General features: G+C 60.6%; 24 protein-coding genes. 16 read left to right on the top strand and 8 right to left on the bottom strand.

The features are described from left to right. Nucleotides 1-112 precede the first annotated feature (112 nt). The 10 genes from ACU0FH_RS19255 to ACU0FH_RS19210 all read left to right on the top strand — a co-directional run bounded on the left by ACU0FH_RS19255 (nt 113) and on the right by ACU0FH_RS19210 (nt 10,519). Nucleotides 113-1,534 (top strand): type II and III secretion system protein family protein, encoded by a 1,422-nt coding sequence (locus ACU0FH_RS19255; protein WP_238369798.1) that lies wholly within the window; start codon nt 113-115, stop codon nt 1,532-1,534. A 16-nt stretch (nt 1,535-1,550) separates the two neighbouring features. Beyond that, complete coding sequence (locus ACU0FH_RS19250; protein WP_446196358.1) at nt 1,551-2,168, top strand: OmpA family protein; 618 nt, start codon at nt 1,551-1,553, stop codon at nt 2,166-2,168. A gap of 215 nt (nt 2,169-2,383) precedes the next feature. Further along, complete coding sequence (locus ACU0FH_RS19245; protein ID WP_446196357.1) at nt 2,384-3,619, top strand: AAA family ATPase; 1,236 nt, start codon at nt 2,384-2,386, stop codon at nt 3,617-3,619. Nucleotides 3,620-3,639: 20 nt separating this feature from the next. Further along, complete coding sequence (locus ACU0FH_RS19240; protein WP_446196356.1) at nt 3,640-5,112, top strand: CpaF family protein; 1,473 nt, start codon at nt 3,640-3,642, stop codon at nt 5,110-5,112. Then, nucleotides 5,112-6,080 (top strand): type II secretion system F family protein, encoded by a 969-nt coding sequence (locus ACU0FH_RS19235; protein ID WP_446196355.1) that lies wholly within the window; start codon nt 5,112-5,114, stop codon nt 6,078-6,080. The genes ACU0FH_RS19240 and ACU0FH_RS19235 overlap by 1 nt, the downstream gene beginning before the upstream one ends. A gap of 12 nt (nt 6,081-6,092) precedes the next feature. Beyond that, a complete protein-coding gene (locus tag ACU0FH_RS19230; RefSeq protein ID WP_446196354.1) occupies nt 6,093-7,076 on the top strand; it encodes a type II secretion system F family protein in 984 nt (327 codons plus the stop codon). Nucleotide 7,077: 1 nt separating this feature from the next. Then, nucleotides 7,078-7,665: a tetratricopeptide repeat protein gene (locus ACU0FH_RS19225; protein ID WP_446196353.1), complete on the top strand. Its 588-nt coding sequence runs from the start codon at nt 7,078-7,080 to the stop codon at nt 7,663-7,665. A 30-nt stretch (nt 7,666-7,695) separates the two neighbouring features. Further along, a complete protein-coding gene (locus tag ACU0FH_RS19220) occupies nt 7,696-8,544 on the top strand; it encodes a tetratricopeptide repeat protein (RefSeq protein WP_446196352.1) in 849 nt (282 codons plus the stop codon). Nucleotides 8,545-8,548: 4 nt separating this feature from the next. Next, complete coding sequence (locus ACU0FH_RS19215) at nt 8,549-9,070, top strand: prepilin peptidase (protein WP_446196351.1); 522 nt, start codon at nt 8,549-8,551, stop codon at nt 9,068-9,070. A gap of 141 nt (nt 9,071-9,211) precedes the next feature. Further along, entirely contained in the window at nt 9,212-10,519 is a 1,308-nt protein-coding gene (locus ACU0FH_RS19210; protein WP_238369789.1) for an ATPase, read from the top strand. Nucleotides 10,520-10,522: 3 nt separating this feature from the next. Here ACU0FH_RS19210 and gndA read toward each other — a convergent pair whose 3' ends face one another. Next, nucleotides 10,523-11,929: an NADP-dependent phosphogluconate dehydrogenase gene (gndA, locus tag ACU0FH_RS19205; RefSeq protein ID WP_446196350.1), complete on the bottom strand. Its 1,407-nt coding sequence runs from the start codon at nt 11,927-11,929 to the stop codon at nt 10,523-10,525. Nucleotides 11,930-12,102: 173 nt separating this feature from the next. Between gndA and ACU0FH_RS19200 the strand changes: the two genes are divergently transcribed. Together ACU0FH_RS19200 and ACU0FH_RS19195 are read left to right on the top strand one after the other, a co-directional pair. Further along, nucleotides 12,103-12,561: an NUDIX hydrolase gene (locus ACU0FH_RS19200; RefSeq protein WP_446196349.1), complete on the top strand. Its 459-nt coding sequence runs from the start codon at nt 12,103-12,105 to the stop codon at nt 12,559-12,561. 72 nt (nt 12,562-12,633) lie between these two features. After that, complete coding sequence (locus ACU0FH_RS19195) at nt 12,634-14,115, top strand: inorganic phosphate transporter (protein ID WP_446196348.1); 1,482 nt, start codon at nt 12,634-12,636, stop codon at nt 14,113-14,115. On the opposite strand, the gene ACU0FH_RS19190 is transcribed toward ACU0FH_RS19195, so the two are convergent. The 3 genes from ACU0FH_RS19190 to ACU0FH_RS19180 form a co-directional block, all read right to left on the bottom strand. Next, nucleotides 14,071-15,096 (bottom strand): 2-dehydropantoate 2-reductase, encoded by a 1,026-nt coding sequence (locus ACU0FH_RS19190; RefSeq protein WP_446196347.1) that lies wholly within the window; start codon nt 15,094-15,096, stop codon nt 14,071-14,073. The genes ACU0FH_RS19195 and ACU0FH_RS19190 overlap by 45 nt on opposite strands. Nucleotides 15,097-15,196: 100 nt before the next feature. After that, on the bottom strand, nt 15,197-16,123 hold the full coding sequence (gene argF / locus ACU0FH_RS19185) for an ornithine carbamoyltransferase (protein ID WP_446196346.1): 927 nt from the start codon (nt 16,121-16,123) through the stop codon (nt 15,197-15,199). A 72-nt stretch (nt 16,124-16,195) separates the two neighbouring features. Beyond that, entirely contained in the window at nt 16,196-17,371 is a 1,176-nt protein-coding gene (locus ACU0FH_RS19180) for an acetylornithine transaminase (protein WP_446196345.1), read from the bottom strand. 347 nt (nt 17,372-17,718) lie between these two features. On the opposite strand from ACU0FH_RS19180, the gene ACU0FH_RS19175 reads away from it, so the two are divergent. Then, nucleotides 17,719-18,300: a GcrA family cell cycle regulator gene (locus tag ACU0FH_RS19175; protein WP_088633778.1), complete on the top strand. Its 582-nt coding sequence runs from the start codon at nt 17,719-17,721 to the stop codon at nt 18,298-18,300. Between the two features lie 83 nt (nt 18,301-18,383). On the opposite strand, the gene ACU0FH_RS19170 is transcribed toward ACU0FH_RS19175, so the two are convergent. Then, entirely contained in the window at nt 18,384-18,707 is a 324-nt protein-coding gene (locus ACU0FH_RS19170; RefSeq protein WP_238369782.1) for a 2Fe-2S iron-sulfur cluster-binding protein, read from the bottom strand. A gap of 128 nt (nt 18,708-18,835) precedes the next feature. Between ACU0FH_RS19170 and ACU0FH_RS19165 the strand changes: the two genes are divergently transcribed. The 3 genes from ACU0FH_RS19165 (at nt 18,836) to ACU0FH_RS19155 (ending at nt 20,575) form a co-directional block, all read left to right on the top strand. Continuing rightward, nucleotides 18,836-19,216: an OB-fold nucleic acid binding domain-containing protein gene (locus ACU0FH_RS19165; protein WP_088633780.1), complete on the top strand. Its 381-nt coding sequence runs from the start codon at nt 18,836-18,838 to the stop codon at nt 19,214-19,216. A 75-nt stretch (nt 19,217-19,291) separates the two neighbouring features. Next, nucleotides 19,292-19,819, top strand: coding sequence for a peptidoglycan-binding domain-containing protein (locus tag ACU0FH_RS19160; protein ID WP_446196344.1), 528 nt, complete (start codon nt 19,292-19,294; stop codon nt 19,817-19,819). A gap of 81 nt (nt 19,820-19,900) precedes the next feature. Further along, the gene (locus ACU0FH_RS19155; RefSeq protein ID WP_446196343.1) at nt 19,901-20,575 is read left to right on the top strand and encodes a Crp/Fnr family transcriptional regulator; all 675 of its coding nucleotides are present in this window, start codon (nt 19,901-19,903) and stop codon (nt 20,573-20,575) included. Between the two features lie 459 nt (nt 20,576-21,034). On the opposite strand, the gene ACU0FH_RS19150 is transcribed toward ACU0FH_RS19155, so the two are convergent. The 3 genes from ACU0FH_RS19150 to hflK all read right to left on the bottom strand — a co-directional run bounded on the left by ACU0FH_RS19150 (nt 21,035) and on the right by hflK (nt 24,999). Further along, complete coding sequence (locus tag ACU0FH_RS19150; RefSeq protein WP_446196342.1) at nt 21,035-22,519, bottom strand: DegQ family serine endoprotease; 1,485 nt, start codon at nt 22,517-22,519, stop codon at nt 21,035-21,037. A gap of 237 nt (nt 22,520-22,756) precedes the next feature. Next, on the bottom strand, nt 22,757-23,830 hold the full coding sequence (gene hflC / locus ACU0FH_RS19145) for a protease modulator HflC (RefSeq protein ID WP_446196341.1): 1,074 nt from the start codon (nt 23,828-23,830) through the stop codon (nt 22,757-22,759). Further along, nucleotides 23,830-24,999: an FtsH protease activity modulator HflK gene (gene hflK / locus ACU0FH_RS19140; protein WP_446196340.1), complete on the bottom strand. Its 1,170-nt coding sequence runs from the start codon at nt 24,997-24,999 to the stop codon at nt 23,830-23,832. Before hflK ends, hflC begins: the two co-directional genes overlap by 1 nt. Nucleotides 25,000-25,027: the final 28 nt, after the last annotated feature.

The raw sequence follows: 25,027 nt of genomic DNA, 5'->3' as shown, positions 1-25,027 counted from the left end.
GAACGATCCGGAAACCTTTGATTCTTGCAATAAAAACGCATTCGACGCAGACTAGCGGAAATATCGGGCAAAAAGACCCGCATGATGAGGCGTGATCGGAGAGGCAGGTCACATGACATTGAGAAGCACATTGACGACAGCCCTGCTGGGGCTGGCTCTTGCGTTTGGGCCTGCCGGACAGGCAGCCTTGGCCGAGACGCTGACCGTCGTGAAAACAGGAACTGCACGTTCCCTCGAAGTCCCGATGAACCGGGCCATCGTGGTTGAAAGCGACGTTCCCTTCGCCGAGCTCAGTATTGCGAACCCGGGCATTGCTGACATCTCTTCGCTCTCGGACCGAACCATATATCTGTTGGGCAAAACGCCCGGGATGACCACGCTTACCCTGTTGGACGCGGCCGGTCGGCTGATCACCAACGTGGATGTGCGGGTGTCGGCGGACGTGACCGAATTCAAGGAAAGGTTGCGCCAGATCCTGCCCGGCGAACAGATCGAAGTGCGCACCGCGAATGACGGCATCGTTTTGTCGGGCGTCGTCTCGAGCTCGCAAAGCCTGCAACGCGCGCTGGACCTTGCCCAGCGTTACGCGCCCGAGCGCGTTTCAAACCTGATGAGCGTCGGTGGCGTGCAGCAGGTCATGCTCAAGGTCCGTTTCGCGGAAATGCAGCGCAATGTATCCAAATCGCTCAGCAGCTCGCTTGGCCTGAACGGCAGCATCTTTGGCGGCGACACCGGGTTGAACGGCGGTACCGGCACGGTGAACAACCAGCCGGGCCTGACGAATGCCCTGACCGGCAATATCCCGGCCGTGAACGAGAACACCGGCGCGGTCCTGTTCGGCTTTAACGCCGGTTCGGTGCAGGTCGGCCTTTTGATCGAGGCGCTGGAGCAGAAAGGCGTGGTACGTACGCTGGCCGAGCCCAACCTAACCGCGCTGTCCGGGCAAGAGGCGAAATTCCTTGCCGGTGGCGAGTACCCCGTGCCGGTGGCGCAGGAACAAGGCCAGATTTCGGTCGAATTCAAACCCTTCGGTATCGAGCTGAACTTTACCCCCCGCGTCGTTGCGAAGGATGTCATCAATCTTGAAATGATGGCCGCTGTTTCGGCAATCGATCCGAGCAACAGCGTGACCTTCAACGGTTTTCAGGTCGATGCGTTCAGCCGCCGCGAAACCTCGACCACCGTCGAAATGCGTGACGGCGAAAGCTTTGCGATTGCCGGTCTGATTCAGGACGATTTTGTCGATAACGTCGGCCAGTTGCCCTGGCTTGGCGATGTGCCAGTCCTTGGCACCCTGTTCCGCAGCTCGTCCTACCAGCGCAACCAAACGGAACTGGTCATCATCATCACCGCCCATCTTGTCACACCGACACGGGGCGAGGCCTTTGCCCTGCCTACAGACCGTGTCCGCCCGCCGAGCGAAACCGACCTGTTCCTTGGTGGCAAGGTTGCCCAGAAGACCCGCACCACCGGTGCCGTGGGCGAAGTGGCCAAGCAGGATTTCAGCGGCTCTTACGGCTACGTTCTTGACTGATCGGAGGGATCGTCACATGCGCAAGATCATATCGGTTGCCGGAATCGCCCTCGCCCTCGCCGCCTGCGAGAAAGAGGCGGGGCACGAACTGGACCTGAACAGTTTCGGAAATGCCACCAATAACAACCAGTTGGTGATGCGCGGCGAACTCGATTATGCGATCAGCCTTGGCAATCGCTTTGCCAGCGAAGTGCCGACGACGATCACCTTTGCCTTTGACAGCGCGGTTCTCGACTCCGCGGCCCGCGCCACGCTGGACCGGCAGGCCAACTGGATCCGCCAGTTCCCCGAAGTGCGCTTCAAGGTTTTTGGCCATACCGACAAGGTCGGCTCCTCGGCGTATAACCGGCAGCTTGGACAACGACGCGCCAACGCGGTGGTGAACTACTTTGCCCAGCGCGGCATCAGCCGCGGACGGCTTGAAGCCCTGGTTTCCTTTGGTGAAACGCGCCCAGTGATCGACACGCCCGCGCGTGAGCGCCAGAATCGCCGGACCGTCACCGAGGTTTCCGGTTTTGTAAAGCGGCACCCCACCGTGCTGGACGGCAAATACGCACAGATCATTTATCGTGAATACGTTCAAAGCGCCGTGCCAACTACCAACACGACCGTAACGAACGGCATCAACGAATAACAATCGCGCCCGTCAGGGCGGCATCGTCGCCCGCCTTCCAACAATTGGGTTTTTTTGGCCTAATTCTCGCCTAGATTACCGGGCACCCTCAGACCACTGGGCGACGTGTGTTTTCCGAATCCGCACGTTGGCAACATCGAACGACTGGGCAGCGAACCGCGTTTCACGCCCGCCGTTCCTGTGCGCCATAGCCCTTTGGAAGAGGATGAAGGGTAATGAGCAGCGAATCGTCGCAACCGGACGTAAATCCTATCGTCGCCTGCACGGTCAGTCGCGACGTGCAGAATTTCGACCTGCTGATTGAAGACATGGAAGCCGTCCTTGGCGAGAGATGGGGCGATCTCGGATTTTCCGAAGCGCTTGCCTTTTTCAGCCAGCCCGAAGCGGCCGCTCTTGAATTCATCGCGCTTGCCATCGATGCGGACGATGAGGAAGACCTTATCCTGATGGGCGAAATCATCACCCAAGCCAAATCCCGCAAGATCAACGTGATCCTCATTGCCGAGGACGTCACACCCGCCGCCCTGCACCAGCTGCTGCGCAAGGGGGCCGACGAATTCGTCCCCTACCCGCTTCCCGAAAGCGAACTGGCCGCTGCAATCGAACGGGTCCAGCAACCGGCCGCTCCGCAGGTCACCGATCACGCGACGGCCAACCTGTCCGCGACCGGCGCCAAGGAAGGTGCGGTTCTCGTGGCGCATGGTCTCGCCGGGGGTTGCGGCGCGACGACGCTTGCGGTCAACCTTGCCTGGGAACTTGCCAATATCGACAAGAAGAAGCCGCCCAGCGTCTGCCTGCTTGATCTCGACCTGCAATATGGCGCGGTTTCCACCTATCTGGATCTGCCGCGCCGCGAGGTCGTGTTCGAAATGCTCTCGGATACCGAAAGCCTTGATCACGACATGTTCGGACAGGCGCTTTTGAGCTTTGAGGACAAGATGCAGGTCCTGACGGCGCCCTCGGACATGGTGCCGCTTGACGTGCTTGGCACCGAGGACATCCAGCGCGTCATCGACATGGCGCGTTCGCATTTCGATTACGTGGTGATCGATCTGCCCTCGACGCTGGTTCACTGGACGGAAACCGTGCTTCAGGCGGCCCATGTCTATTTCGCGGTGATAGAGCTGGACATGCGCTCGGCCCAGAACGCTCTGCGCTTCAAGCGTGCGCTTCAGTCCGAAGACCTGCCGTTCAACAAGCTGCGGTTCGCACTGAACCGGGCACCGAAATTCACCGATCTGTCGGCCAAGAGCCGCGTGAAACGCATGGCGGAAAGCCTTGGGATCTCGATTGACCTGCAATTGCCCGATGGCGGCAAGCAGGTGCTTCAGGGGGCCGATCACGGGATGCCCCTCGCCGCGTCCGCAGGAAAAAACCCGCTGCGAAAAGAGATACAGAAGCTGGCCCAGTCGATTCACGATCTGGGCCGAAGCGAAGCACAGGCCGCGTAACCTTTCAGGGCGTCTAGGACATGTTTTCAAAGTACAAGAAGACCAATGGAGCACCGGCTCCGAAGCAGATCCCAGCGGCAGCAAAGGTTGCCCAAGCAAGCCCCGCCGCCGCCCCTGAACCTGAGGCGCCCCAAAAGGCCGCGCCCGTCGCGATGCGGCGCAAGATCACCACGGCACCCGCCGCTGCCGCCAATGCCGACAAGGAACGCAAGCGCAAGGAGCGCATGGGCGAGATCAAGATCGAGATGCATCGGTCACTTCTCGACAACCTGAACCTTGCCGCGCTTGAACATGCCTCGGAAAAGGAACTCCGCGCCGAGATCGGCGCCATCGCGGGCGAATTGCTTGATGAAAAGGGTATCGTTCTTAACCGCGAAGACCGGCAGACCCTGAACAAGGAACTATACGACGAGGTCACCGGTCTTGGTCCGCTCGAGACCCTGCTTCAGGACGATACGGTCAACGATATTCTCGTGAACGGTCCGCAGCAGGTTTTCGTGGAGCGAAACGGCAAGCTCGAACTATCGGACGTGACCTTCAAGGATGAACGTCACCTGCTACGGATCATCGACAAGATCGTTTCCGCCGTGGGTCGCCGGGTTGATGAATCCAACCCCTACGTGGACGCCCGCCTTGCCGACGGGTCGCGTTTCAACGCGATGGTTCCGCCCGTGGCCGTGGACGGGTCGCTGGTTTCGATCCGCAAATTCAAGAAAGACAAGCTGGGGATCGACGATCTTGTGAACTTCGGTGCCTTTACCGAGGAAATGGCGGCCTATCTACAGGCCGCCGTGGCAACACGGCTGAACATTATCGTGTCGGGCGGTACCGGCTCAGGTAAAACGACGACCCTGAACGCGCTATCAAGCTTTATCGACAATTCCGAACGCATCCTGACCATCGAGGATACGGCGGAACTTCAGCTACAACAGATCCACGTGGGCCGGATGGAAAGCCGCCCGCCCAACGTCGAAGGCAAGGGCGAGGTTTCCCCCCGCGACTGTCTCAAGAACGCGCTGCGGATGCGCCCTGACCGTATCATCGTCGGCGAAACCCGTGGCGAGGAAGTCATCGACATGCTGCAGGCCATGAACACCGGCCACGACGGCTCGATGACCACGATCCACGCCAACTCGGCCCGTGACGGGGTTTCGCGCCTGGAAAACATGATCGCTATGGCCGGGATCGAAATGCCGATGAAGGCGATGCGCTCGCAGATTTCCTCGGCTGTGAACCTGATCGTTCAGGCCAGCCGCCTGCAGGACGGCTCGCGCCGCATGACCTCGATCACCGAGATCACCGGCATGGAGGGCGATGTGATCTCCATGCAGGAAATCTTTAAATATCAGCGCGTTGGCCTGACCCCTGACAACAAGATCATCGGTCATTTCACCGCGACCGGCGTGCGCTCCAACTTTTCGGAACGCTTCCGCATGTGGGGCTATGACCTGCCCGCCTCGATCTATGAACCCACCGTGATGGATCCCCGATAATGCAGATCACCGCAGAACCGATCATTTACGGGCTGATTTTCGTCGGCGTCCTCGCGCTTGTCGAAGGCCTCTACCTTGTCGCCTTTGGCAAATCGATCAGCCTCAACAGCCGTGTGAACCGACGCCTTGAAATGCTGGACAAGGGAACTGGGCGCGAAAAGGTGCTGGAACAGCTGCGCAAGGAAATGCAGCAGCACATGAAATCGCGCTCCATCCCGCTTTATTCGCTGCTGGCGGACCGGGCGCAGAAGGCGGCGATTGCGTTCACGCCGCGACAGCTTGTGCTCATCATGGTCGGCGTCGCGCTTTTTGCCTTTATGGGCCTGACGATCGGCACGCAGACCGAGGTTCCCGTGCGGATCCTTGCCTCGATCGGTATCGGCGTCGGCGGCGTGTTCTTCTGGGTCAACAACAAGGCCAAGAAGCGCATGATGATGATCGAGGAACAGCTTCCCGATGCGGTAGAACTGATGGTGCGAAGCCTGCGTGTGGGTCACCCGTTTTCCTCGGCGATTACAATCGTTTCCAAGGAAATTCAGGACCCGCTGGCCACCGAGTTCGGCATCATCGCGGATGAGACCGCCTATGGGCGCGACGTGGGCGATGCGCTCAAGGAAATGGCCGAACGGCTCGACATGCAGGATTTACGTTTTCTCGCCGTCGCGGTGACGATCCAGCAGCAATCGGGCGGCAACCTCGCCGAGATCCTCGCCGGTCTGGCCAAGGTGATCCGCGCCCGTTTCCGCCTGTTCCGGCGCGTCAAGGCGATCACCGCCGAGGCGAAATGGTCAGGCAAGTTCCTCTCCGGTTTCCCGCTTGTCTGTCTCGCGCTGATACTGGTCAATGACCCCGGCTATTACGACGACGTGATGGACCACCCCTATTTCATTCCCGCCTGTTTCGTCGTCGGTATCCTGCTTAGCCTGAACCTCGTCGTCATGCGCGTTCTGACCAACATCAAGGTGTAAGGAGCCCCGCCCATGGATTTCCTGCTTGGCATAAACGAGATGCTGACTGGCACGCTGGGGCCCTTTGGCCCGATCATCGCAATGGGTGGCGTCGGCGTCATCATGATCCTGCTGGTTCTCGCGATGATGCTGAACCAGCCCGAAGATCCGCTCAAGAAACTCAAGCGGAGCATGAACGAGACCGAAAGTGCCAAGCCTCAGAAAGAACGGCTGCGTCAGGGCGCGCGCAACGAGCAGCTTCAGAAATTTGCCACCTTCCTTGAACCGCAGGACGTGGCTGAGCTTTCGGCGATGCAGCTCAAGCTGCGTCAGGCCGGGTACCAGTCACGCGACGCGGTGCGTGTCTTTCACTTTGCCCAATTCCTGCTGGGCGTCATCGGGCTGATCCTTGGCGTCGTCTACGTGACGGTGCTGAACGCCGATCAGGAGTTCAACTCGCAGCAGATGGTGATGTACATCATCGGACCCGGCGGTGTCGGATATTACCTGCCGAAATACTGGGTCACACGGCGCGTCGAAGAACGCAAAGAAGCGATCACGCGCGGCTTTCCCGATGCGCTCGACATGCTGCTGGTCTGCGTCGAGGCGGGTCAGTCGCTCGATCAGGCCATCGTGCGCGTCTCACGCGAGCTGACGGCCTCTTACCCGGCGCTGGCGCAGGAATTCGAAGTCGTTTCGCAAGAGATGAAAGCGGGCAAGGACAAGGCCAGCGTGCTGCGCGACATGGGTGAGCGTTGCGGTGTGCAGGATGTGTCCTCTTTCGTCACGGTGCTGATCCAGTCGGCCAGCTTTGGTACCTCGATCTCGGACGCGCTGCGGGTCTTTGCCGGTGAAATGCGTGACAAGCGCGTGATGCGCGCCGAAGAAGCTGCAAACAAGTTGCCAACCAAAATGACCCTTGCCACAATGGGGCTGACAGTGCCGCCACTGTTGATCATCCTTGTTGGTCCTTCGGCGAACGGCATTGCAAATTTGGGCGCAATGAGCGGCAACTAAAATGAAAGTCACAGGTGTGATGAGCAGCACACCGATCCGGGCAATCCTTGCAGGCACCATCCTTGTGGCACTGGTGGCGGCCTGCGGACCCGAAAGGATCGAATTACCCGAAGAATCCCCCTATGCCCCCGGCACCGACCCGAAAGGCGAGGCTGTGGACGGGGTCGAGGTCGGCAACCGGCTGATCAGCGCAGGCCAGTATGAGCTTGCGCTCGATGCGTTTACGCGCGCCGCTCTTGAACAGGGCATGACACCGGAAATCCTCAGCGGTTTCGGCGCCGCAAATCTTGGTCTCGGCCGTCTTGGACAGGCCGAGGAATTGATGCGCCGTTCGGTAAAGGAGGCCCCCGATTGGCCCGAAGCGTGGAACAACCTTGGTGTCGTGCTGATGGAAAAGGGCGAGACCGCCGAGGCCGAACAGGTGTTTCGCAAAGCCTACGCGCTGGACAATGGCCAAAGTGACTCAATCCGGGATAATTTGCGCTTAGCACTCGCAAAAACAGAAGTTTCCGGTCATACTGAGACACAAAACGAAGACTTTAAACTGGTTCAACGGGGCGAAGGCGACTTTCTGCTGCGTAAGAACTAGCACTGAGGCACAGCAGTAAAGGACGCAAAAATGCGCCATGTCTTTCTGATTCCAGCAGCGATTGCAGGCGCGCTGACCCTATCCGCCTGCGCTGAAAAGGCCGAAGAAACAGTCGAACGGGCCTTTCAGGACGTGAACGTCGTCGATGAGAGCAACCTCAACGATGTCATGCTGACCGTGGCCGACCCGAACGAAGCTGTCCAGTATTTCACCCGCTCCACCAAGAGCGCCCCCGATCGGATCGACCTGCAGCGCGGTCTGGCCAAATCGCTGATCCGCGCGAAGCGCAACACCGAAGGCGTTGCCGCATGGTCCAAGGTGGCCAGCATGCCCGGTGCGACCTCCGAGGACAAAGTCAATCTGGCCGATGCGCTGATCCGCAACGGTGACTGGGCCAAGGCCGAAGCGACGCTCGACAGCGTGCCGCCAACCCATGAGACGTTTCAGCGCTATCGCCTCGAAGCGATGGTGGCGGATGCGAACAAGGAATGGAGCAAGTCCGACAGTTTCTATGAAACCGCGATGGGCCTGACCACCACACCCTCGGGCGTTCTCAACAACTGGGGCTATTCCAAGCTGACACGCGGCGACTATGCCGAGGCCGAGCGTCTTTTTGGCGAAGCGATCCGGCAGGACCAGTCGCTTTTCACCGCCAAGAACAACCTAATTCTCGCGCGGGGCGCGCAACGCAAATACACGCTGCCGGTGATTCCGATGGATCAGACCGAGCGGGCGCAGCTTTTGCACACGATGGCGCTTTCGGCGGTCAAGCAGGGCGATGTCCAGACCGGCAAGGCGCTGCTGCGCGAGGCGATCAACACGCACCCGCAGCATTTCGACGAAGCGGTCCGCTCGCTGCAGGCCCTCGAGAACGCCTGATTTGATGCAGGGGTGGTATCTACCCGAGCAGATGGCGATTACCGCCTATTCTGCCCGGTGGTTCCTGCCCTTTGTCCTGCCCGTATGCCTTTACGTCTGCTTCACCGATCTGCGCGAAATGCGGATCACCAATCAGGCGGTGCTGGTGCTGGGCGCGATCTTCCTGGTGATCGGGCTGATCGCGCTGCCCCTGCCGGTCTATGGCTGGCGGCTGGTGCAACTGGTTGCGGTGCTCGTGCTGGGCGTGATGCTTAACGCGGGCGGTGCTGTCGGTGCCGGAGATGCCAAGTTTGCTGCTGCCGCCGCGCCTTTCGTTGCAGGGGCCGACCTTCGGTTTCTTCTGGCGATCTTTGCCGCCAACCTGCTGGCCGCTTTTGCAACGCATCGTCTGGTCAAATATACGCCCCTGAAACGTATCGCCCCCGGCTGGAAAAGCTGGAATGTCGGCTGGAAATTCCCGATGGGCCTGTCGCTGGGCGGTACGATGGCGATCTACCTTATTCTCGGCGCCATTTACGGGCAGTGAAGGTTTCGCGCCTATTGTCGAGCGGGCCCCGCCGATCAAATATTCTTGTCCGGATTCTGCCGAAATGACCCGAACGCGACACAAAAAAACCATCAAGAAACGGGATCACGGGACAAAGCAAGAGAGCGGACTCCCCAAGCCATGAATATGCAGAACACGGAAAGCCTGGCCCCTCCTCCTCCGCGCGACCTGAGGAGCATGCGGCTGCCAATGGTGATGATGCGGGATATCCTGCTCAAGACAATTTTCCGCAAGAACACAAATACGACCAGCGAAATCGCCGCTGCCATATGTCTGCCGGTGCAGATCACGCAAGAACTGGTCGACATGGCGCGCGAGCAGAAACTGCTCGAGGCGATGGGCACGCTGAACGCCAACAGCGGCAACGAAATGGGCTATCAGCTGACCGACGCCGGCAAGGCCCGCGCGCTCGATGCGCTGGGTCAGTCGGAATACTTCGGCGCGATGCCGGTGCCGCTGGATGTCTATAGCGAGCAGGTCGAACGCCAGTCGATCCGCAACATCCAGATTACGCGGGGCCAGCTAACTAACGCGATGGGCCACCTCGTTCTGCCGCCCACCCTGCTGGACCAGCTTGGCCCCGCCGTCAGCGCCGGTCGTTCGATCCTGATGTACGGACCGCCTGGCAACGGTAAATCCTCGATTTCAAACGGTATTCGCGACGCGCTGGGGGACCGGGTCTATGTCCCGCGCGCAATCGAATATGCCGGTCAGGTGATCACAGTCTATGACCCGATCGTTCACACCGCCGTGGACGAGGTCGAAGAAGACATGTCGAGCCTTCGCCGTGCCAAACGGTTCGACCAGCGTTACGTCTGCTGCGAACGCCCCACGGTGGTCACGGGCGGTGAACTGTCGCTCAAGATGCTGGATCTGGTCTATAATCCGACTGCCCGCACCTATCAGGCACCGCTACAGCTGAAATCGACTGGCGGTATCTTTATCGTGGACGACCTTGGCCGTCAGGAAGAACCGCCGCAGGCTCTGGTCAACCGCTGGATCGTTCCGCTGGAAGAAAGCAAGGACATCCTCGGTCTGCAATCCGGTGAAAAGTTCGAGGTGCCGTTCGACACGCTGGTGATCTTCTCCACCAACTTCCACCCGAACGAGATCTTCGACCAGGCTGCGTTGCGGCGGATCTTTTTCAAGATCAAGATCGACGGCCCCAGCCAGGAAGACTTTCTCAAGATCTTTGCAATGGTGGCCCGCAAAAAGGGTATGCCGCTCGACGAGGCGGCGCTGGTGCATCTTCTCAAGAAGAAATACCCGACCATCGACAACATTTATGCGAATTACCAGCCGGTGTTTCTGATCGACCAGATGATCTCCATCTGCGAATTCGAGGGCATCCCCTACCAGATGAGCCCCGAGTTGATAGACCGCGCATGGGGCAACATGTTCGTCAAGGACGAGAAGATCGTCAAATAAGCCTTAGCCCTTTTGATGCCACGGCCCGTGGGTCGCACCCGGACGGTCGGTGCGGACGAACCCGTGCGCGCCAAAGAAATCGCGCTGCGCCTGGATCAGGTTGGCCGTGCCGGGTGCGCGGCGAAGCGAGTCGTACCAGTTCAGCGCCGAGGCGAGCGACGGAACCGGCAGGCCCGACAAGGCGGCAGCCGCAACGGTTTCGCGTAGCGGCCCGATCGACTTGGCAAGCAGTTCGGCCATTGAGGGTGCAAGCGCGAGGTTTTCGCCCGGGTGGGCCCGCAGCGCGGCGGCAAGCTCATCCAGCAGCGCCGACCTGATAATGCAGCCTGCACGCCAGATTTCGGCAATGCGGCCGAGGTCAAGCGACCAGTGAAATTCCTTCGAGGCCGCTGTCAGCAGGGCAAACCCCTGCGCATGGGCCAGCACCCGGGCTGCCAGGAACGCCGCCCGCAGTGTTTCGGTTGACGGCAATTCGGCTGTCTCGGTCGGCCCGGCCAGTATCTTACCAGCCCGCAACCGGGCCTCCGGATCGGCCGACCAGCTGCGCGCGGCCACTGCCGCTTCGATCACCGTCGCCGAATGCCCGAGCTTCAGCGCCTCGATCACCGTCCAGCGCCCGGTTCCCTTTTGCCCGGCGCTGTCGAGGATCATGTCCACCATGGGAACGCCCGTGTCAGGATCACCGACCGCAAGGATTTTCGACGTTATCTCGACAAGGTAGGACGCAAGCGGTCCGTCGTTCCATTCGCCGAACAGGTCCCCGATCCGCGCCGCATCCCAGCCCTCGCCGTCACGAAGCAGACCGTAGATTTCGGCGATGATCTGCATATCGGCGTATTCGATGCCGTTATGCACGGTCTTTACGAAATGACCCGCGCCATCCGGTCCGACATGGGCCACGCAGGGATCGCCGTTGAATTTTGCCGCGATGGCTTCGACCATCGGGCGCAGCTGCTGCCAGCTGTGATCGGAACCGCCAACCATCATGGATGGCCCATGCCGCGCGCCTTCTTCGCCGCCCGAGACGCCCATGCCGACAAAATGCAGCCCACTTGTCTCAAGATCGTCAAAGCGCCGCCGGGTGTCGTTGAAATCGGAGTTGCCGCCGTCGATGATTGTGTCGCCCTCTTCGAGCAGAGGCCGGATTTCGGCGATCATCCCATCGACGGGCGCGCCGGACGGGATCATGAACAACAGCGTCCTTGGCGCGTCCACGGCAGCCACGAATTCGGCCAGCGTTTCGGCCGGGGTAATCTGCGATGCGAGCGGGCCCGCCTCTTCCATGAAAGGCGCGAGCCATTCCGTTTCCCGGTTGGCGACGGCCACCCGCACCCCGTTTTCCGCAAGGTTCAGCGCGAGGGCGCTGCCCATCGTGCCAAGCCCGTACACCCCGATCTGCGCCTTGCTCATTCGCTTACTCCTTGGTTGAGGCATGGTTTACGACCTTGAGCCGGAGGTTCAAGGCCGGAGTATTGAACTTTTGCACCGGAAGCCTATGTTACTGATAACCAGATTTGATTTACGTTTTTTGGGTCACCAGTTCAGAAAAAAAACATAAAATTCGAGTAGCGACAGTCAGTGGCATGACAAGTACCCTTGTGAAAGCGTGGAAGGACGTGCTTCGACCGATGTTCATTCGGCCGAAGCTGGTACAGGTTGCGGCTCTTTGTTACCGCGAGAGCGGCAATGGAATCGAGGTTCTGCTGGTGACAAGCCGGGGGACCGGGCGCTGGATTATCCCGAAAGGCTGGCCGATCAACGGGTTAACCGGATCCGGTGCCGCGCTTCAGGAAGCATGGGAAGAGGCGGGCGTGGTCAGCGCGCAGATCAACAAGCGCCCGGTCGGCACCTATGAATACAGCAAGGAGACGGACGAGGGTCTGATGCTCCCCGTCACCACCTACGTCTACCTCGCCAAGGTCTCGCATCTCGAAGACGAATACCCCGAGTGCGAAGAGCGTGAACGGGTCTGGGTGCGGCCACGTGAAGCAGCGGAAATGGTTGATGAACCCGAGCTAAGTGCTCTTCTAAAAACCCTGTAAGACAGCTATCACGAAACCTGCACATTGATCACGCATGCTCTGTCCGGACGACACGGCCAGCGGGGGATAGTTTTGACGCAGAGCCCCTTGGGTAACAATTGGACAACGCTCGATAAGGATCTCAAGAGGATCGGTCAGCTCGAACTTGCGACGGCCTATGTGGCACGGCCGCTCGTCGGGACGGGAATCGCGCTTGTTTTCCTGATCCTTGCGGGTGTGGCGGCGGCAATCTTCTTTGACCAGTCGGCCAATAGTCTCGCGGTGATTATCGCGTCGGTCTTCGGGGCCTATCTGGCGATCAATATCGGGGCGAACGACGTCGCCAACAACATGGGCCCCGCTGTGGGCGCCCGTGTCATCACCCTTGGCGGCGCGCTGATCATTGCCGCCATCTGTGAAAGCGCCGGCGCGCTGCTGGCGGGCGGGCATGTCATCACGACGATCTCGCAGGATATCATCCATGCGCCTAACGTGGCTGACCCCGAGCATGTCGTCTGGGCAATGCTGGCATCGCTGATCGGTGCCGCCTTGTGGATCAATATCTCGACATGGGTCGGCGCGCCGGTTTCCACGACGCATTCGATCATCGGCGCCGTCCTTGGCGCAGGTATCGCGGCTCTGGGTTTTTCTGCGGTCAACTGGGCCACCGTGCTCAGCATCGCCGCCGGATGGCTCGTGGCACCGATCCTTGGCGGTATCGTCGCGGCCTGCTTTCTTGCCCTGATCAAATCCCGGGTCATCTACCGCGACGACAAGATCGCCGCCGCCCGGTTCTGGGTTCCGATCCTTGTCGGGCTGATCACCGGCGCTTTTGCCACCTACCTCGCCTCTTTCGGGCTGAGCAAGGTTGTCAGTATCTCGCTGCGCAACGGCCTACTGATCGGTGTGGCGCTTGGCGGATTGCTCTGGGCCTTGTCGCGCCCCTTTATCCGGCACCAGTCCGAAGAGTTAGAGAACCGCAACAAGTCGCTCAAGATTCTGTTCCGGCTGCCGCTGATGATCGCGGCCGCGATGCTCAGCTTTGCGCATGGGGCGAATGACGTGGCGAATGCGGTGGGCCCGGTCGCCGCCATCGCGCACACGGTTCAGAACGGGCATATCGCCGGCCCAATCGAGATCCCGCAATGGGTCATCCTGATCGGCGCGCTGGGGATTTCCTTTGGTCTTCTGCTCTTCGGTCCAAGGCTGATCAGCGTTGTCGGAGATCAGATCACCAAGCTGAACCCGATGCGCGCCTTTTGCGTCGTCCTGAGTTCGGCAATGACGGTCATCCTCGCCAGCTCCTTCGGGCTGCCGGTCAGTTCGACCCATGTTGCCGTCGGCGGCATTTTCGGTGTCGGTTTTTTCCGCGAATGGTACATGGCGCGGCGTTACAGAAAAACGCAAGGAAATCTGTCCCAGGATCTGACCATCGCTTCGGTCGAACGCCGCCGCCGCAAGCTGGTCCGGCGGTCGCATTTCCTGACTGTCATCGCGGCATGGGTCATCACCGTACCCGCCTCGGCGCTGCTATCGAGCCTCGTCTACACGGTCATCAACCTGTTCCTCGGCTGAGCGGCGTATCTCTTCCACGCTCAGGCCGGGCAACCCGGCACCCTTGTCTTCCGCCTGCAAGACAAGCCACTGCATCGCCCGGTTCAGCGGCGTCGCAACCCCCAACCGCTCCCCCATCGTGACAATCCGCCCCTGAAAAGCATCGATTTCGCTGCGACGGCCTGCCATTAGGTCATAGGACATCGAGGTGCGCGCCTCTGGATCGATAGTCAGCATCTTAGACGCGATCCGCCGGAAGAGCGCGGTCGGCAAATCAAGCACGATTGGCACCCAACCGGCAGGCAGCGGTGTCATCGAACGCGGCTGAATCCCCGCCGCCTTTAGAACAGCAAGCGCCTCGCGCATCTGATCGGCGAGCAGGTGACGCCAGTAACGATCCGACAGTTGATTAACCAATGTCAGCCCCGACAGGGCATTGGGCGCATTCCCAAGGTTGATCAGCAACTTACCCCATTGATACCCCGTCACATGCGGGGTTTCGCGCACCGACAACCCGGGCACGCCAAGTGCCAGCGCAGGCTGTCCCGCTTCCGTCAGGATATCCCCGCTGCTGGCCCTATGAAACCGGCCCTCTCCCATCGGTACGACGTTGAATGGCACCATACCGGCCCGGACATCATATCCCGGCAGGGCCGAGCGAAGGGTCTCGATCGCATCCAGACCGTTTTGCAGGCTGACGATGACCGCGTCGCGCGATGCATGGGTCGCGATCAATTCCGCCATCGTCCGGGTAGCACCCGTCTTGACCGTCACAAGGATCACACCGGCATCGCCAAGCACGGCCGGATCAGCGCTCATTTCGATGGTCTCCAGCGCAACGGACATCCCGTCAAAGCCCGTCAGATTCAGACCATGCGCCTGGATTTCCCCGGCCACTCGGGCGCGCGCCAGCAGTCGGACGTCCCGCCCCGCTGCCGCGAGCAGACCACCGACAAAGCAACCGATCGATCCCGCGCCCGCGATGACGATCGGTTGCCTCATGATCAACCCCGGCTCACGCCAGACATGACGGCGCGAGGAAACATTGCGCCGCGACTATCAGAATAAGAATGCGCGGTAGCGCACCTTTTGGCAGCGCCAGTCAAACGCCCAGACACCAGCGCATGATCGCCTTCTGCGCGTGCAGCCGGTTCTCCGCCTCGTCAAAGATCACCGAATGGGGGCCGTCCATGACGGAACTCGTCACTTCCTCTTCGCGGTGCGCGGGCAGGCAGTGCATGAACAGCGCATCCGGTTTCGCCTTGGCCATCAGCGCGTCGTTCACCTGGTAAGGACGCAGCAGGTTGTGGCGTCTTTCGCGGGCCGACTGCGCATCGTGCATAGAAACCCAGGTGTCGGCCACGATCAGATCGGCACCATCGACAGCCTTGGCCGCGTCGCGTTCGATCGCGATCTTGCTGCCGCGATCACGGGCGAAGCCTACGAATTCCGCCTCGGGATCGAGCTGCGGCGGCCCGGCAAAGGTCATATTGAATCCGAACTGACCTGCCGCATGCAGGAAAGAGGCGCAGACGTTATTGCCATCGCCGGTCCAGACGACCTTCTTGCCCTTGATGGGGCCGCGGTGCTCTTCAAAGGTCATGACATCTGCCATGATCTGGCAGGGATGTGTGCGATCGGTCAGACCGTTGATGACCGGCACATCGGCATATTCCGCCATCTCGGTCAGGACGGATTCATCGAAGGTCCGGATCATGATCATATCGACATAGCGCGACAGCACGCGCGCGGTATCGGCGATGGTTTCACCATGGCCAAGCTGCATGTCGCTGCCCGACAGCACCATCGTTTCGCCGCCCATCTGGCGCACGCCAACGTCAAAGGACACGCGGGTTCGGGTCGATGGTTTTTCGAATATCAGCGCGACCATACGGCCCGCCAGCGGCTGTTCGTCATCCGGCGTGCCTTTGGGGCGGTCCGCCCGCGCCTGTTTCATCGCAACGCCCTGATCGATGATCAGCCGCAGCGCGTCGGGGTCGGTCTTATGGATATCGAGAAAATGGTTCATATCGGTCTTCTTCTTTTTCTTGCGTCGCGATCCCCGGCCCGCATCGGCAGGCCAGGGGATCATCGGGAAAATTCAGGCGTTCTCAACGGCTTTGGCCGCCGCGTCCAGACGGGTGATGGCCTCGCCGATCTCTTCGTCCGAGATTGTCAGCGGCGGCAGAAGGCGGATGACATTGTCCGCCGCGGGCACGGTCAGCAGCAGGTTGTCATACCCGGCCTTGACCACGTCGGCGTTCACAGCCTTGCATTTCAGCCCGAGCATGAGCCCTGCGCCGCGCACCTCCTCAAAAACCTCCGGATGCGCATCGACCAGCCCCTCGAGCTTCTGGCGCATCAGGCCTGCCTTGCGGTTTACCTCGTCCAGAAAGCCTTCGGCCGTCATTTCATCCATGACTGCCGCTCCGACCGCGCATCCCAGCGGGTTACCGCCGTAGGTCGACCCGTGCGAGCCTGCGCTCATGCCGCTTGCCGCCTTTTCCGTGGCCAGCACCGCGCCAAGGGGAAAGCCGCCGCCGATGCCCTTGGCCACCATCATGATATCCGGGGTAATGCCCGCCCATTCATGGGCAAACAGACGTCCGGTCCGGCCCATGCCGCATTGCACTTCGTCGAGGATCAGCAGCAGGTCGTGGTCGTCGCAAAGCGCGCGCAGCGCCTTTAGGTCGCTGTCGGCCATCGGGCGGATACCGCCCTCGCCCTGCACCGGTTCAACGAGGATCGCGCCGACCGTATCGGTGATCGCCGCTTTCGACGCGTCCATATCGCCCCAGGGCAGATGGATGAATCCCGGCAGCAGCGGGCCAAACCCCTTGGTCATCTTTTCGGACCCGGCCGCCGCGATACCGGCCGAGGAGCGGCCGTGGAAAGACCCCTCAAAGGTTATGATATCAGTCTTGTCCGGCGCGCCTTTTTCGTACCAGTACTTGCGCGCCATCTTGACGGCCAGTTCGCAGGATTCTGTTCCCGAATTGGTAAAGAACACTGTATCGGCAAAGGTATGTTCGACCAGCTTGTCAGCCAGCGCCTGTTGATTCGGAATCTGGTAGAGGTTCGAGGTATGCCAAAGGCTTTGCGCCTGATCGCTCAGCGCCTTGACCAGCGCCGGGTTCGCATGACCCAGAGCGTTCACCGCGATGCCCGCGCCAAGGTCGAGAAAGCGTCGGCCATCCGCCTCGATCAGCCAGGAGCCTTCGCCTTTGACAAAGGAAAGCGGCGCACGGGAATAGGTCGGCAGAACGGACGGGATCATCTGGATCATCCTCTTGAGAGTTGAGCCTTCATGGTTGCCCCATGACAGGCAGGAACGTCAATGTGTTGAGTGAAGTCACACCCCATTGGGCGCAGGTGAGCAAACGGCCAAAAGCCGCCGGGATCAACGTCGGCGTCGAAGGATCGAAAAAGGCGCGTTCATGCTCATGACGCGCTGCATACTCATTGGGCGACGCAAAGGAAAGTAAATTCTCTCACGGGCCTGTGCCCCGGGTGCGACACATGGGGTAAGACGCCTTGTAACTCGCGCTACAGTGATTAAAATAGAGCCCTGTCAAGAATTCGAAGGCGGCCTTTGCGGCCGCTTTTTAGCTGGAAAGGCAACGCATGTCCTGGACTGACGAACGCGTGGAAATGCTCAAGAAGATGTGGAGCGACGGCCAGTCGGCCAGCCAGATCGCCAAGGAACTGGGCGGCGTGACCCGCAATGCCGTAATCGGCAAAGTTCATCGGCTTGGCCTGTCGAACCGCACCGCAGGTGCCGCGCCGGTCAAGCCCGAGCCGCCCAAGGCCGCAAAACCCGCAGCGCCCAAGCCTGCCGAAACAAAGGCCGCAAAGCCGGCCCCCAAGACCGAAGCCGCGCGCCCCGTGACTGCCGCGCCCGAGACGAAATCGTCGATGCCGGCACGCCGCCAGATCATCCCGGCGGGCCAGCCGCTGCCACCGCAGCCCTCGGCCAATGAGATCAGCCCCGAAGCGCTTGCGAAGGTGAACGAGATCGAAAAGAAATCGAAGAAGATCAGCCTGATGGAACTGACCGAGCGGACCTGCAAGTGGCCCGTCGGCGACCCGGCGACTCCCGATTTCTGGTTCTGCGGCCTGCCTGTGCAATCCGGCAAACCCTATTGCGAGGCGCATGTAGGCGTGGCGTTCCAGCCGATGAGCTCGCGCCGCGACCGCAAACGGTAATTGCGAAACGATACATAGAGAAAGCCCCGGTGCAGTGATCCTGCGCCGGGGCTTTTTCTTTGCGGACCGCAGGTTGAGGCCTGTCAGATCTGTTTTTCGGGCATCTGCACGACAAGGCCGTCCAGCGCGTCGCTGACGCGAAGCTGGCAGGTCAGGCGCGAGCGCGCGGGATCGGGTTCATAAGCAAAGTCGAGCATGTCTTCTTCCATGTCTTCCTTGGCCGGCAGCTTTTCCACCCAGGCCGGATCGACATAGACGTGGCAGGTCGAACAGGCGCAGGCACCGCCGCAATCGGCCTCGATACCGGGGATGTTATTGTCGCGTGCACCTTCCATGACGGTGAGGCCGTTAGCCACGTCAACCACATGCTCTTTGCCGTTGTGCTCGATATAGGTAATCTTCGCCATGCGCTTGGCTCCTTGATATGCTCTTTCATGACTGTCTAGCCAAGCGATATGGGCCGCGCCACCCCAAATTTCATGGGAAACTCGCGCTGTATCTGGACAAAACCGACGCATGTTCTATTTTTGTTCTCATGCGTGTCTATTCCCCCGCCCCCGGCTTTCTCACCCCCGTCACGTCGCCATACCAATGGCCGCGCCCGCCCTCGTGCCTTACGGCAGACCGCCTGCACGAACCGCCCCAGAATGCGCGGATCGCCGTGGCCGGGCTGGTGATCCTGCGCCAGCGCCCCGGCACCGCCAAGGGCGTGATCTTCCTGACGCTCGAAGATGAGACCGGCGTGGTGAACGTGATCGTCTGGCGCAAGATGTACGAGAAATTTCGCCGCGCGGTCATCGCGGGCCGGATGCTGCGCGTCACCGGACGGATTCAGCGCGCCCATGAGGTCGTGCATGTCATCGCCGAGGAAATCGAGGATATATCCTCGATGCTCGACATGCTGCTCGAACGCTGAGCACCGCTTTGCGAAGGCCTCGATTTGCGCTAACCTGTCGCGAACGCCCGACAGAGGCCCCAGAGAAGCCAGAGCATGACCTCTTACCTAACTCTTCTTGCCCCGCTGGCTCTGCTGGTGCTGGCGGCCTGCGACGGGGCCAATCAGGGCGCTGACCCCGGCTTTGTCGCACGGCAAAGCCAGACCGCGCCGCCGGGCGCCCCGCCGGACAGTTGCTGGGGCAAGCTGGTCTCACCGGCGGTTATCGAAACCGTCACCCACCAGGTCCTGGACCAGCCTGCCAAGCTCACCGCCGATGGCACCGTGCTCAGCCCCGCCACCTACCGGACTGAAACCCTGCAGGAAATCGTGAAGCAGCGCCGCGAAGACTGGTTCGAGACCCCCTGCCCCGATCAGATGAGCACCGAGTTCATCTCTTCGGTTCAGCGCGCCCTGAACGCGCGCAACCTTTTCCACGGCCCCGTCAACGGCCAGATGGACCAGCGCACCCGAGACGCGATCCGCCGTTATCAGGCGCCGCAGGGACTTGATTCCGGGACGCTTTCCCTTGCCACAGCGCGGCACCTGGGCCTGATCGCCGAGGAAAATGACAACACCGGCTGAACTTCGTCCTTTCATCCCGGCAAAATCCTTGTGACTTGGCATTGCTTTGCTAATCTGCGAGCGCAAACAAAAGGCGCAGGCATGAGCATCAACACGTTGACCAAGACAGGGTTTCTTTCCGAAGCCTCCGATGCCCTCATCGACATGCTCGATGACCTTGCCACCGAAATCCGGCTTGCCCCCGGCGACGTACTTTTCGAACAGGGTGACGAGGCCCGCGAATTATATGCGCTGGTCAGCGGCGCGCTTGAAATCAGCGTGTTGTCGATGGACGGGCGCAAACTGGCGCTCAACGTGCTGCGCAACGGTGCCCTGTTCGGGGAAATTGCGCTGTTCGATCCCGGTGAACGGACGGCAACGGTGACCGCTTCGGAACCATCGATCCTGCGCCGCATCCGCTATGACGATGTGCTTGAACGTATACGGAAAGAGCCCGAGCTGGCCATCGACCTCATCCAGCTTGCCGGTCAACGCATGCGCTGGATGGACCGCCAGCTGAACGAGCAGGTCTTTCTGCCGATGCCCTCCCGGCTGGCCCGCAAGATCTTATACCTCACCGACCGGCCCGACACCGGATCGGCCACGCTTGCGCTCAGCCAGGCGGAACTGGCGGAATTCGTCGGGGCCACCCGAGAGGCCGTTTCCAAGACCCTGTCCTCGTGGAAACGGATGGGGGTGGTGACCTCCGCCCGCGGAAAGCTCTCGGTCGTGGACCGGAACGCGCTGCAAGCCCTCGCGGACCCGGACCAGTTCTGAGAGCGGCATAGGCCCCGCGCAAGAATTTCAGCGAAATTAACTCTCGAACGTGAACTGCGTCACATACGTGTTGCGCAACTCTGGGCATATTGTTGCTACGAGGTCGCACAGTCCCAACCCCAGTATCAGACCTCGGAGAAAGGAACCGGCCATGCAGCATCTGCTCTCCCCGAACCAATGCTCGACACAGCATGGTTCCGGTTCAACAGCCTCTGTCCGTCTTGGCGACGTCCCGTCCCCAAGTTCCGCCAAGACGGTCAGAGCCAACTTTACAAACTCGTAACAAGTTAAAATTTAACAGTTTTTAACCAGTAGGCCAGCTATTGCGCAGGTCGCGCCGGAGCCTCCGGACAGGTTAACAAGTCATTTTCTTAGTGTGAGTACCTTATTTTAAAAAGAAAAAGGCCATGTGCTTAACGCACATGGCCTGCTTTTTTCCTCCCGAGGGATCGGGTCAGATCATCCCTCTTCGAGCGACAGCGCCACAAAGCGTGGCTCACCGGCGCGGCGCACCAGCAAGAGCAGCGACTTGCGCCCTGCATCCCGAGCCTCGTCGATTCGTTCTTCAAGCTGGGCAAGGCTGGCGACCTTCTGCTGCCCCGCTTCGGTGATCACATCACCGAGACGCAGACCTTTCTCAAAGGCTTCCGAGGTTTCGTCCACGGCGGAAACAACCAGACCTTCGACATCATCCGGAATGTTCAGCTCCTCGCGTTTCTCGGGCGTGAGCACGCCAAGCGTCAGACCCAGAATGTCCTTCTCAACGACGTCCGGTGCCGCTTCACCCTCGTCACTCGGCGCTTCGGCACGTTCAGCATCCTCGCGACGGCCAAGGGTTACCGCCAGAGTCTTGGTCTCGCCTTCACGGTTCACGACCACATCGACGGTCTTGCCGACCGTGGTATTGCCGACCTGGCGCACGAGCGCGCGCGTATCAGCAACATCGACGCCGTCGAAACCGGTGATCACATCCCCCGACAGCAGCCCGGCACTCTTGGCAGGTCCATCGGGGACGTCGGTTATCAGCGCCCCGGCAGCGGTCTCAAGACCCATCGCCTCGGCGACATCCTCGGTCACATCCTGAATACGAACGCCAAGCCAGCCACGGCGCGTTTCGCCGTATTCCTGCAGTTGCTCGACCACCCGCATCACCACGTTCGATGCCATGGAAAACCCGATACCAATGGAGCCGCCGTTGGGCGATAGGATGGCGGTGTTCACACCGATCACTTCACCGTCCATGTTGAACAGCGGACCGCCAGAGTTGCCGCGGTTAATGGCAGCGTCGGTCTGGATGTAATCGTCATAAGTCCCGCTGAGCGCCCGGTTTCTGGCCGAAACGATCCCGGCCGACACCGAAAAGCCCTGACCAAGCGGGTTGCCCATGGCCATGACCCAGTCCCCGACGCGAGCGCTGTCGCTGTCGCCAAAGCTGACAAAGGGCAGCGGCGTTTCAGAGGTGACCTTGAGCAGCGCGATATCCGTGTTCGGATCGGTCCCGATCACCTCGGCGGGCAGTTCATCGCCCGAGAAGAATTCGATCAGGATTTCGTCCGCCCCGTCGATCACGTGGTTGTTCGTCACCACGAAACCGTCGGCGGAGATAACAAAACCGGATCCAAGCGCCGAAGAACGGCGCGGACGCGGGCGATCGCCTTCGTTGTTGCGCTCACGGAAATCGCGGAAGAAATCCTCAAAAGGCGACCCCTCGGGGACAATCCCCTGCGGCCCGGTGCGGCCTTCGACAACCGTCGACGTGGTGATGTTCACAACCGATGGGCTGATTTTCTCAGCAAGTGGTGCGAGGCTTTCGGGTTTGGCAAATGCCATCATGGCCTGCGCAAAGAGGAAAACGAAGGCCAACGCGCTCAACCACAGAAGGCGCGATCTGGTCTCGTCCCTCTGATCTTGTATCCCGGCGCGGGTAACTGCCTGTGACTGCAATGGGACTCTCCTTGTCGACTGTTCCTGTAACACACGCCTCGCGGCGGCTCAGGTGACTTGGCTCTTATTGTAGTTCCTTTGAAAGGGCTGGCAAAGGGTGTTCCGCCGGATCAACGCTATGTGAAAATTACGAACACTTCGTTGTTCTGTTTCATCGTTATTCCGTCGTTGGTGACGATCCGCCCGCTTGCAATGCCCTCCCAAAAGCAAACGCGCCGCAAAAGCGGCGCGTTACTTTTATTCGGAAACGGTACTCGTTTCATCCTGGGGAGAGACACCGGCCGCGTCAGCGGGCCGCCCGGACTCTTCCTCTGTCTGCGGCTCGCTTTCCGCAGCAGTCTCCTCGGCAGTTCCGTCATCCGTCGCTGTCTCCGACGCGGCGGCCTCGGCGTCGCTTTCGCGACGGCTCACCCGGCTTTCCTGGGACGACAACGCGCCGCGCCCGGCCCCCTCGGCGGACCCGAGATAGTTGAAGAATTCGGAATCCGGCGACAGAACCATGCTCGAATTCTCGCCCTTCAGCGCCCGGCTGTACGCCGTCAAAGAGCGGTAGAATTCAAAGAATTCCGGGTCTCTGCCAAAGGCATCGGCGAAAATGCCGTTGCGAAGCGCATCAGCTTCACCGCGTACGATCTCGGCTTCACGCTGCGCTTCCGAGACCAACTCGACCACGGTCCGGTCGGCCTGCGCCCGGATCCGTTGGGCGGCTTCGTTACCTCGGGCGCGTTCGTCAGTCGCTTCGCGTTCACGTTCTGCCCGCATCCGGTCAAACGTTGCCGCGAGGTTCTGCGACGGGAGATCGGTCGACTTCAGACGCACGTCAATGATGTCGACGCCCAGCGCCCGCGCCGCGGTGATCGCGTTGTTACGGATGCGCAGCATAAGCGCCGCCCGGTCCGAACTCAGGATATCGCTCGAACTGACCGAACCCAGCACTTCTCGGGTCTCGGCGCGCAGGATCGAATCGAGCCGGCTTTCGGCAGCGGTAATACCGCCCGCGCCCACCGCCTGACGGAACCGGTTCACATCGGAAATCCGGTACCGCGCAAAAGCATCGACGACGAGACGACGGTCATCCAGCGGCGTGATCTCAAGCGGGTCGATGTCGCGCGACAGGATACGGTCATCGTACCGCACGACTTCCTGAATGAGCGGGATCTTGAAAGCCAGACCCGGCTCTTCCTTGACCGAGACAACCCGACCAAATTGCAGCACCAGCGCCTTTTCACGCTCGTCCACGATAAACACCGAGGACAGCAGCCCAACAACCAGTACGAAAATGACCGGCAGGAGAATGGTTGATTTACGCATCAGTTCGACCCTCCCGACGTAGAGCGGTTACGGTTCAGCTCGTTCAGGGGCAGATAAGGCACGATGCCCTGCGACGATCCGTTGCCGTTTTCGTCGAGGATGATCTTGTCGATATCGCCCAGAACCTGCTCCATGGTTTCAAGATACAGACGTTTACGCGTCACTTCGGGGGCCTTTTCGTATTCTTCGAGAACCGCGCTGAAACGGCTCGCCTCACCGGTAGCTTCGTTCACCACACGGGCACGATAGCCTTCGGCCTCTTCGATAAGCTGCGCGGCCTGACCACGTGCCTCGGCGAGAACCTGGTTGGCGTAGGCGTCAGCGATGTTACGCGACCGGCTGCGTTCCTGCTCGGCCGCCTGCACGTCGCGGAAGGCATCGATCACGCTTTCGGGCGGATCGGCGCGGTCAAAGTTCACGCGGATGATGTTCACCCCGCTGTCATAGGCGTCCAGCGTCGACTGGATCAGGTCCAGCAGCTGGTCGGCGATGATGCCACGGTCACGGTTGAGGATCGGCGCAAGCTGCGACTGGGCGATGATTTCACGCATCGCGGATTCCGATACCGCCCGGATCGTCGGGCGCGGATCACGCAGGTTGAACAGGTACTTGGCCGGATCGGAGATATTCCAGACCACCTGGAAATCGATGTCCACCACGTTTTCGTCGCCGGTCAGCATCAGCCCGGCTTCGCTGCCGCGCTGGCCTGTCCCGATATCCTCGGTCTGTTCGCGCGTGACCGGGATGACCTCGTAGGTGGTCAGCGGCCATGGTGCAAAGTTAAGACCCGGCTGCCCGATTTCGGAAAAGCTGCCAAGGAACAGTTCGACCGACTGTTCTTCGGGCCGGACCGTGTAAAGGCTCGCCATACCCCAGAGCACCACCGCGCCAAGGATACCCAGACCGATGGTCCCGCGGGTCAGCATCGGGCCACCACCGCCGCGACGCGATCCGCCGCCGTTCTGGCCGTTGCCGCCACCGCGACCGCCCATCAGTACGCGCAGCTGTTCCTGACCCTTTTTGACAAGGTCTTCGATCTCGGGGATCTGGCCACCTTCGGGACGGCGTCCGCCGCCGTTGTTGCGATCTCCGCCTTCGTTATTGCCCCGGTTTCCTCCGCCGCCGGAAGAGCCTCCGCCCCCCCAGGGGCCGCCGCTATTGCCCGCCATATGTTGTTTTTCCCTCCAGGCCGCCATC

The organism is Heliomarina sp. (assembly GCF_052826185.1).
The sequence above is the reverse complement of the archived record's forward strand: the minus strand, read 5'-3'. Positions and strand labels throughout refer to the sequence as shown.

What these genes read in the sequence shown, in the direction of transcription:
- ACU0FH_RS19255 (WP_238369798.1), top strand. Translation starts at nt 113, where the DNA reads ATGACATTGAGAAGCACATTGACGACAGCCCTGCTGGGGCTGGCTCTT.
- ACU0FH_RS19250 (WP_446196358.1), top strand. Translation starts at nt 1,551, where the DNA reads ATGCGCAAGATCATATCGGTTGCCGGAATCGCCCTCGCCCTCGCCGCC.
- ACU0FH_RS19245 (WP_446196357.1), top strand. Translation starts at nt 2,384, where the DNA reads ATGAGCAGCGAATCGTCGCAACCGGACGTAAATCCTATCGTCGCCTGC.
- ACU0FH_RS19240 (WP_446196356.1), top strand. Translation starts at nt 3,640, where the DNA reads ATGTTTTCAAAGTACAAGAAGACCAATGGAGCACCGGCTCCGAAGCAG.
- ACU0FH_RS19235 (WP_446196355.1), top strand. Translation starts at nt 5,112, where the DNA reads ATGCAGATCACCGCAGAACCGATCATTTACGGGCTGATTTTCGTCGGC.
- ACU0FH_RS19230 (WP_446196354.1), top strand. Translation starts at nt 6,093, where the DNA reads ATGGATTTCCTGCTTGGCATAAACGAGATGCTGACTGGCACGCTGGGG.
- ACU0FH_RS19225 (WP_446196353.1), top strand. Translation starts at nt 7,078, where the DNA reads ATGAAAGTCACAGGTGTGATGAGCAGCACACCGATCCGGGCAATCCTT.
- ACU0FH_RS19220 (WP_446196352.1), top strand. Translation starts at nt 7,696, where the DNA reads ATGCGCCATGTCTTTCTGATTCCAGCAGCGATTGCAGGCGCGCTGACC.
- ACU0FH_RS19215 (WP_446196351.1), top strand. Translation starts at nt 8,549, where the DNA reads ATGCAGGGGTGGTATCTACCCGAGCAGATGGCGATTACCGCCTATTCT.
- ACU0FH_RS19210 (WP_238369789.1), top strand. Translation starts at nt 9,212, where the DNA reads ATGAATATGCAGAACACGGAAAGCCTGGCCCCTCCTCCTCCGCGCGAC.
- gndA (WP_446196350.1), bottom strand. Translation starts at nt 11,929, where the DNA reads ATGAGCAAGGCGCAGATCGGGGTGTACGGGCTTGGCACGATGGGCAGC.
- ACU0FH_RS19200 (WP_446196349.1), top strand. Translation starts at nt 12,103, where the DNA reads ATGACAAGTACCCTTGTGAAAGCGTGGAAGGACGTGCTTCGACCGATG.
- ACU0FH_RS19190 (WP_446196347.1), bottom strand. Translation starts at nt 15,096, where the DNA reads ATGAGGCAACCGATCGTCATCGCGGGCGCGGGATCGATCGGTTGCTTT.
- argF (WP_446196346.1), bottom strand. Translation starts at nt 16,123, where the DNA reads ATGAACCATTTTCTCGATATCCATAAGACCGACCCCGACGCGCTGCGG.
- ACU0FH_RS19180 (WP_446196345.1), bottom strand. Translation starts at nt 17,371, where the DNA reads ATGATCCCGTCCGTTCTGCCGACCTATTCCCGTGCGCCGCTTTCCTTT.
- ACU0FH_RS19175 (WP_088633778.1), top strand. Translation starts at nt 17,719, where the DNA reads ATGTCCTGGACTGACGAACGCGTGGAAATGCTCAAGAAGATGTGGAGC.
- ACU0FH_RS19170 (WP_238369782.1), bottom strand. Translation starts at nt 18,707, where the DNA reads ATGGCGAAGATTACCTATATCGAGCACAACGGCAAAGAGCATGTGGTT.
- ACU0FH_RS19165 (WP_088633780.1), top strand. Translation starts at nt 18,836, where the DNA reads ATGCGTGTCTATTCCCCCGCCCCCGGCTTTCTCACCCCCGTCACGTCG.
- ACU0FH_RS19160 (WP_446196344.1), top strand. Translation starts at nt 19,292, where the DNA reads ATGACCTCTTACCTAACTCTTCTTGCCCCGCTGGCTCTGCTGGTGCTG.
- ACU0FH_RS19155 (WP_446196343.1), top strand. Translation starts at nt 19,901, where the DNA reads ATGAGCATCAACACGTTGACCAAGACAGGGTTTCTTTCCGAAGCCTCC.
- hflC (WP_446196341.1), bottom strand. Translation starts at nt 23,830, where the DNA reads ATGCGTAAATCAACCATTCTCCTGCCGGTCATTTTCGTACTGGTTGTT.
- hflK (WP_446196340.1), bottom strand. Translation starts at nt 24,999, where the DNA reads ATGGCGGGCAATAGCGGCGGCCCCTGGGGGGGCGGAGGCTCTTCCGGC.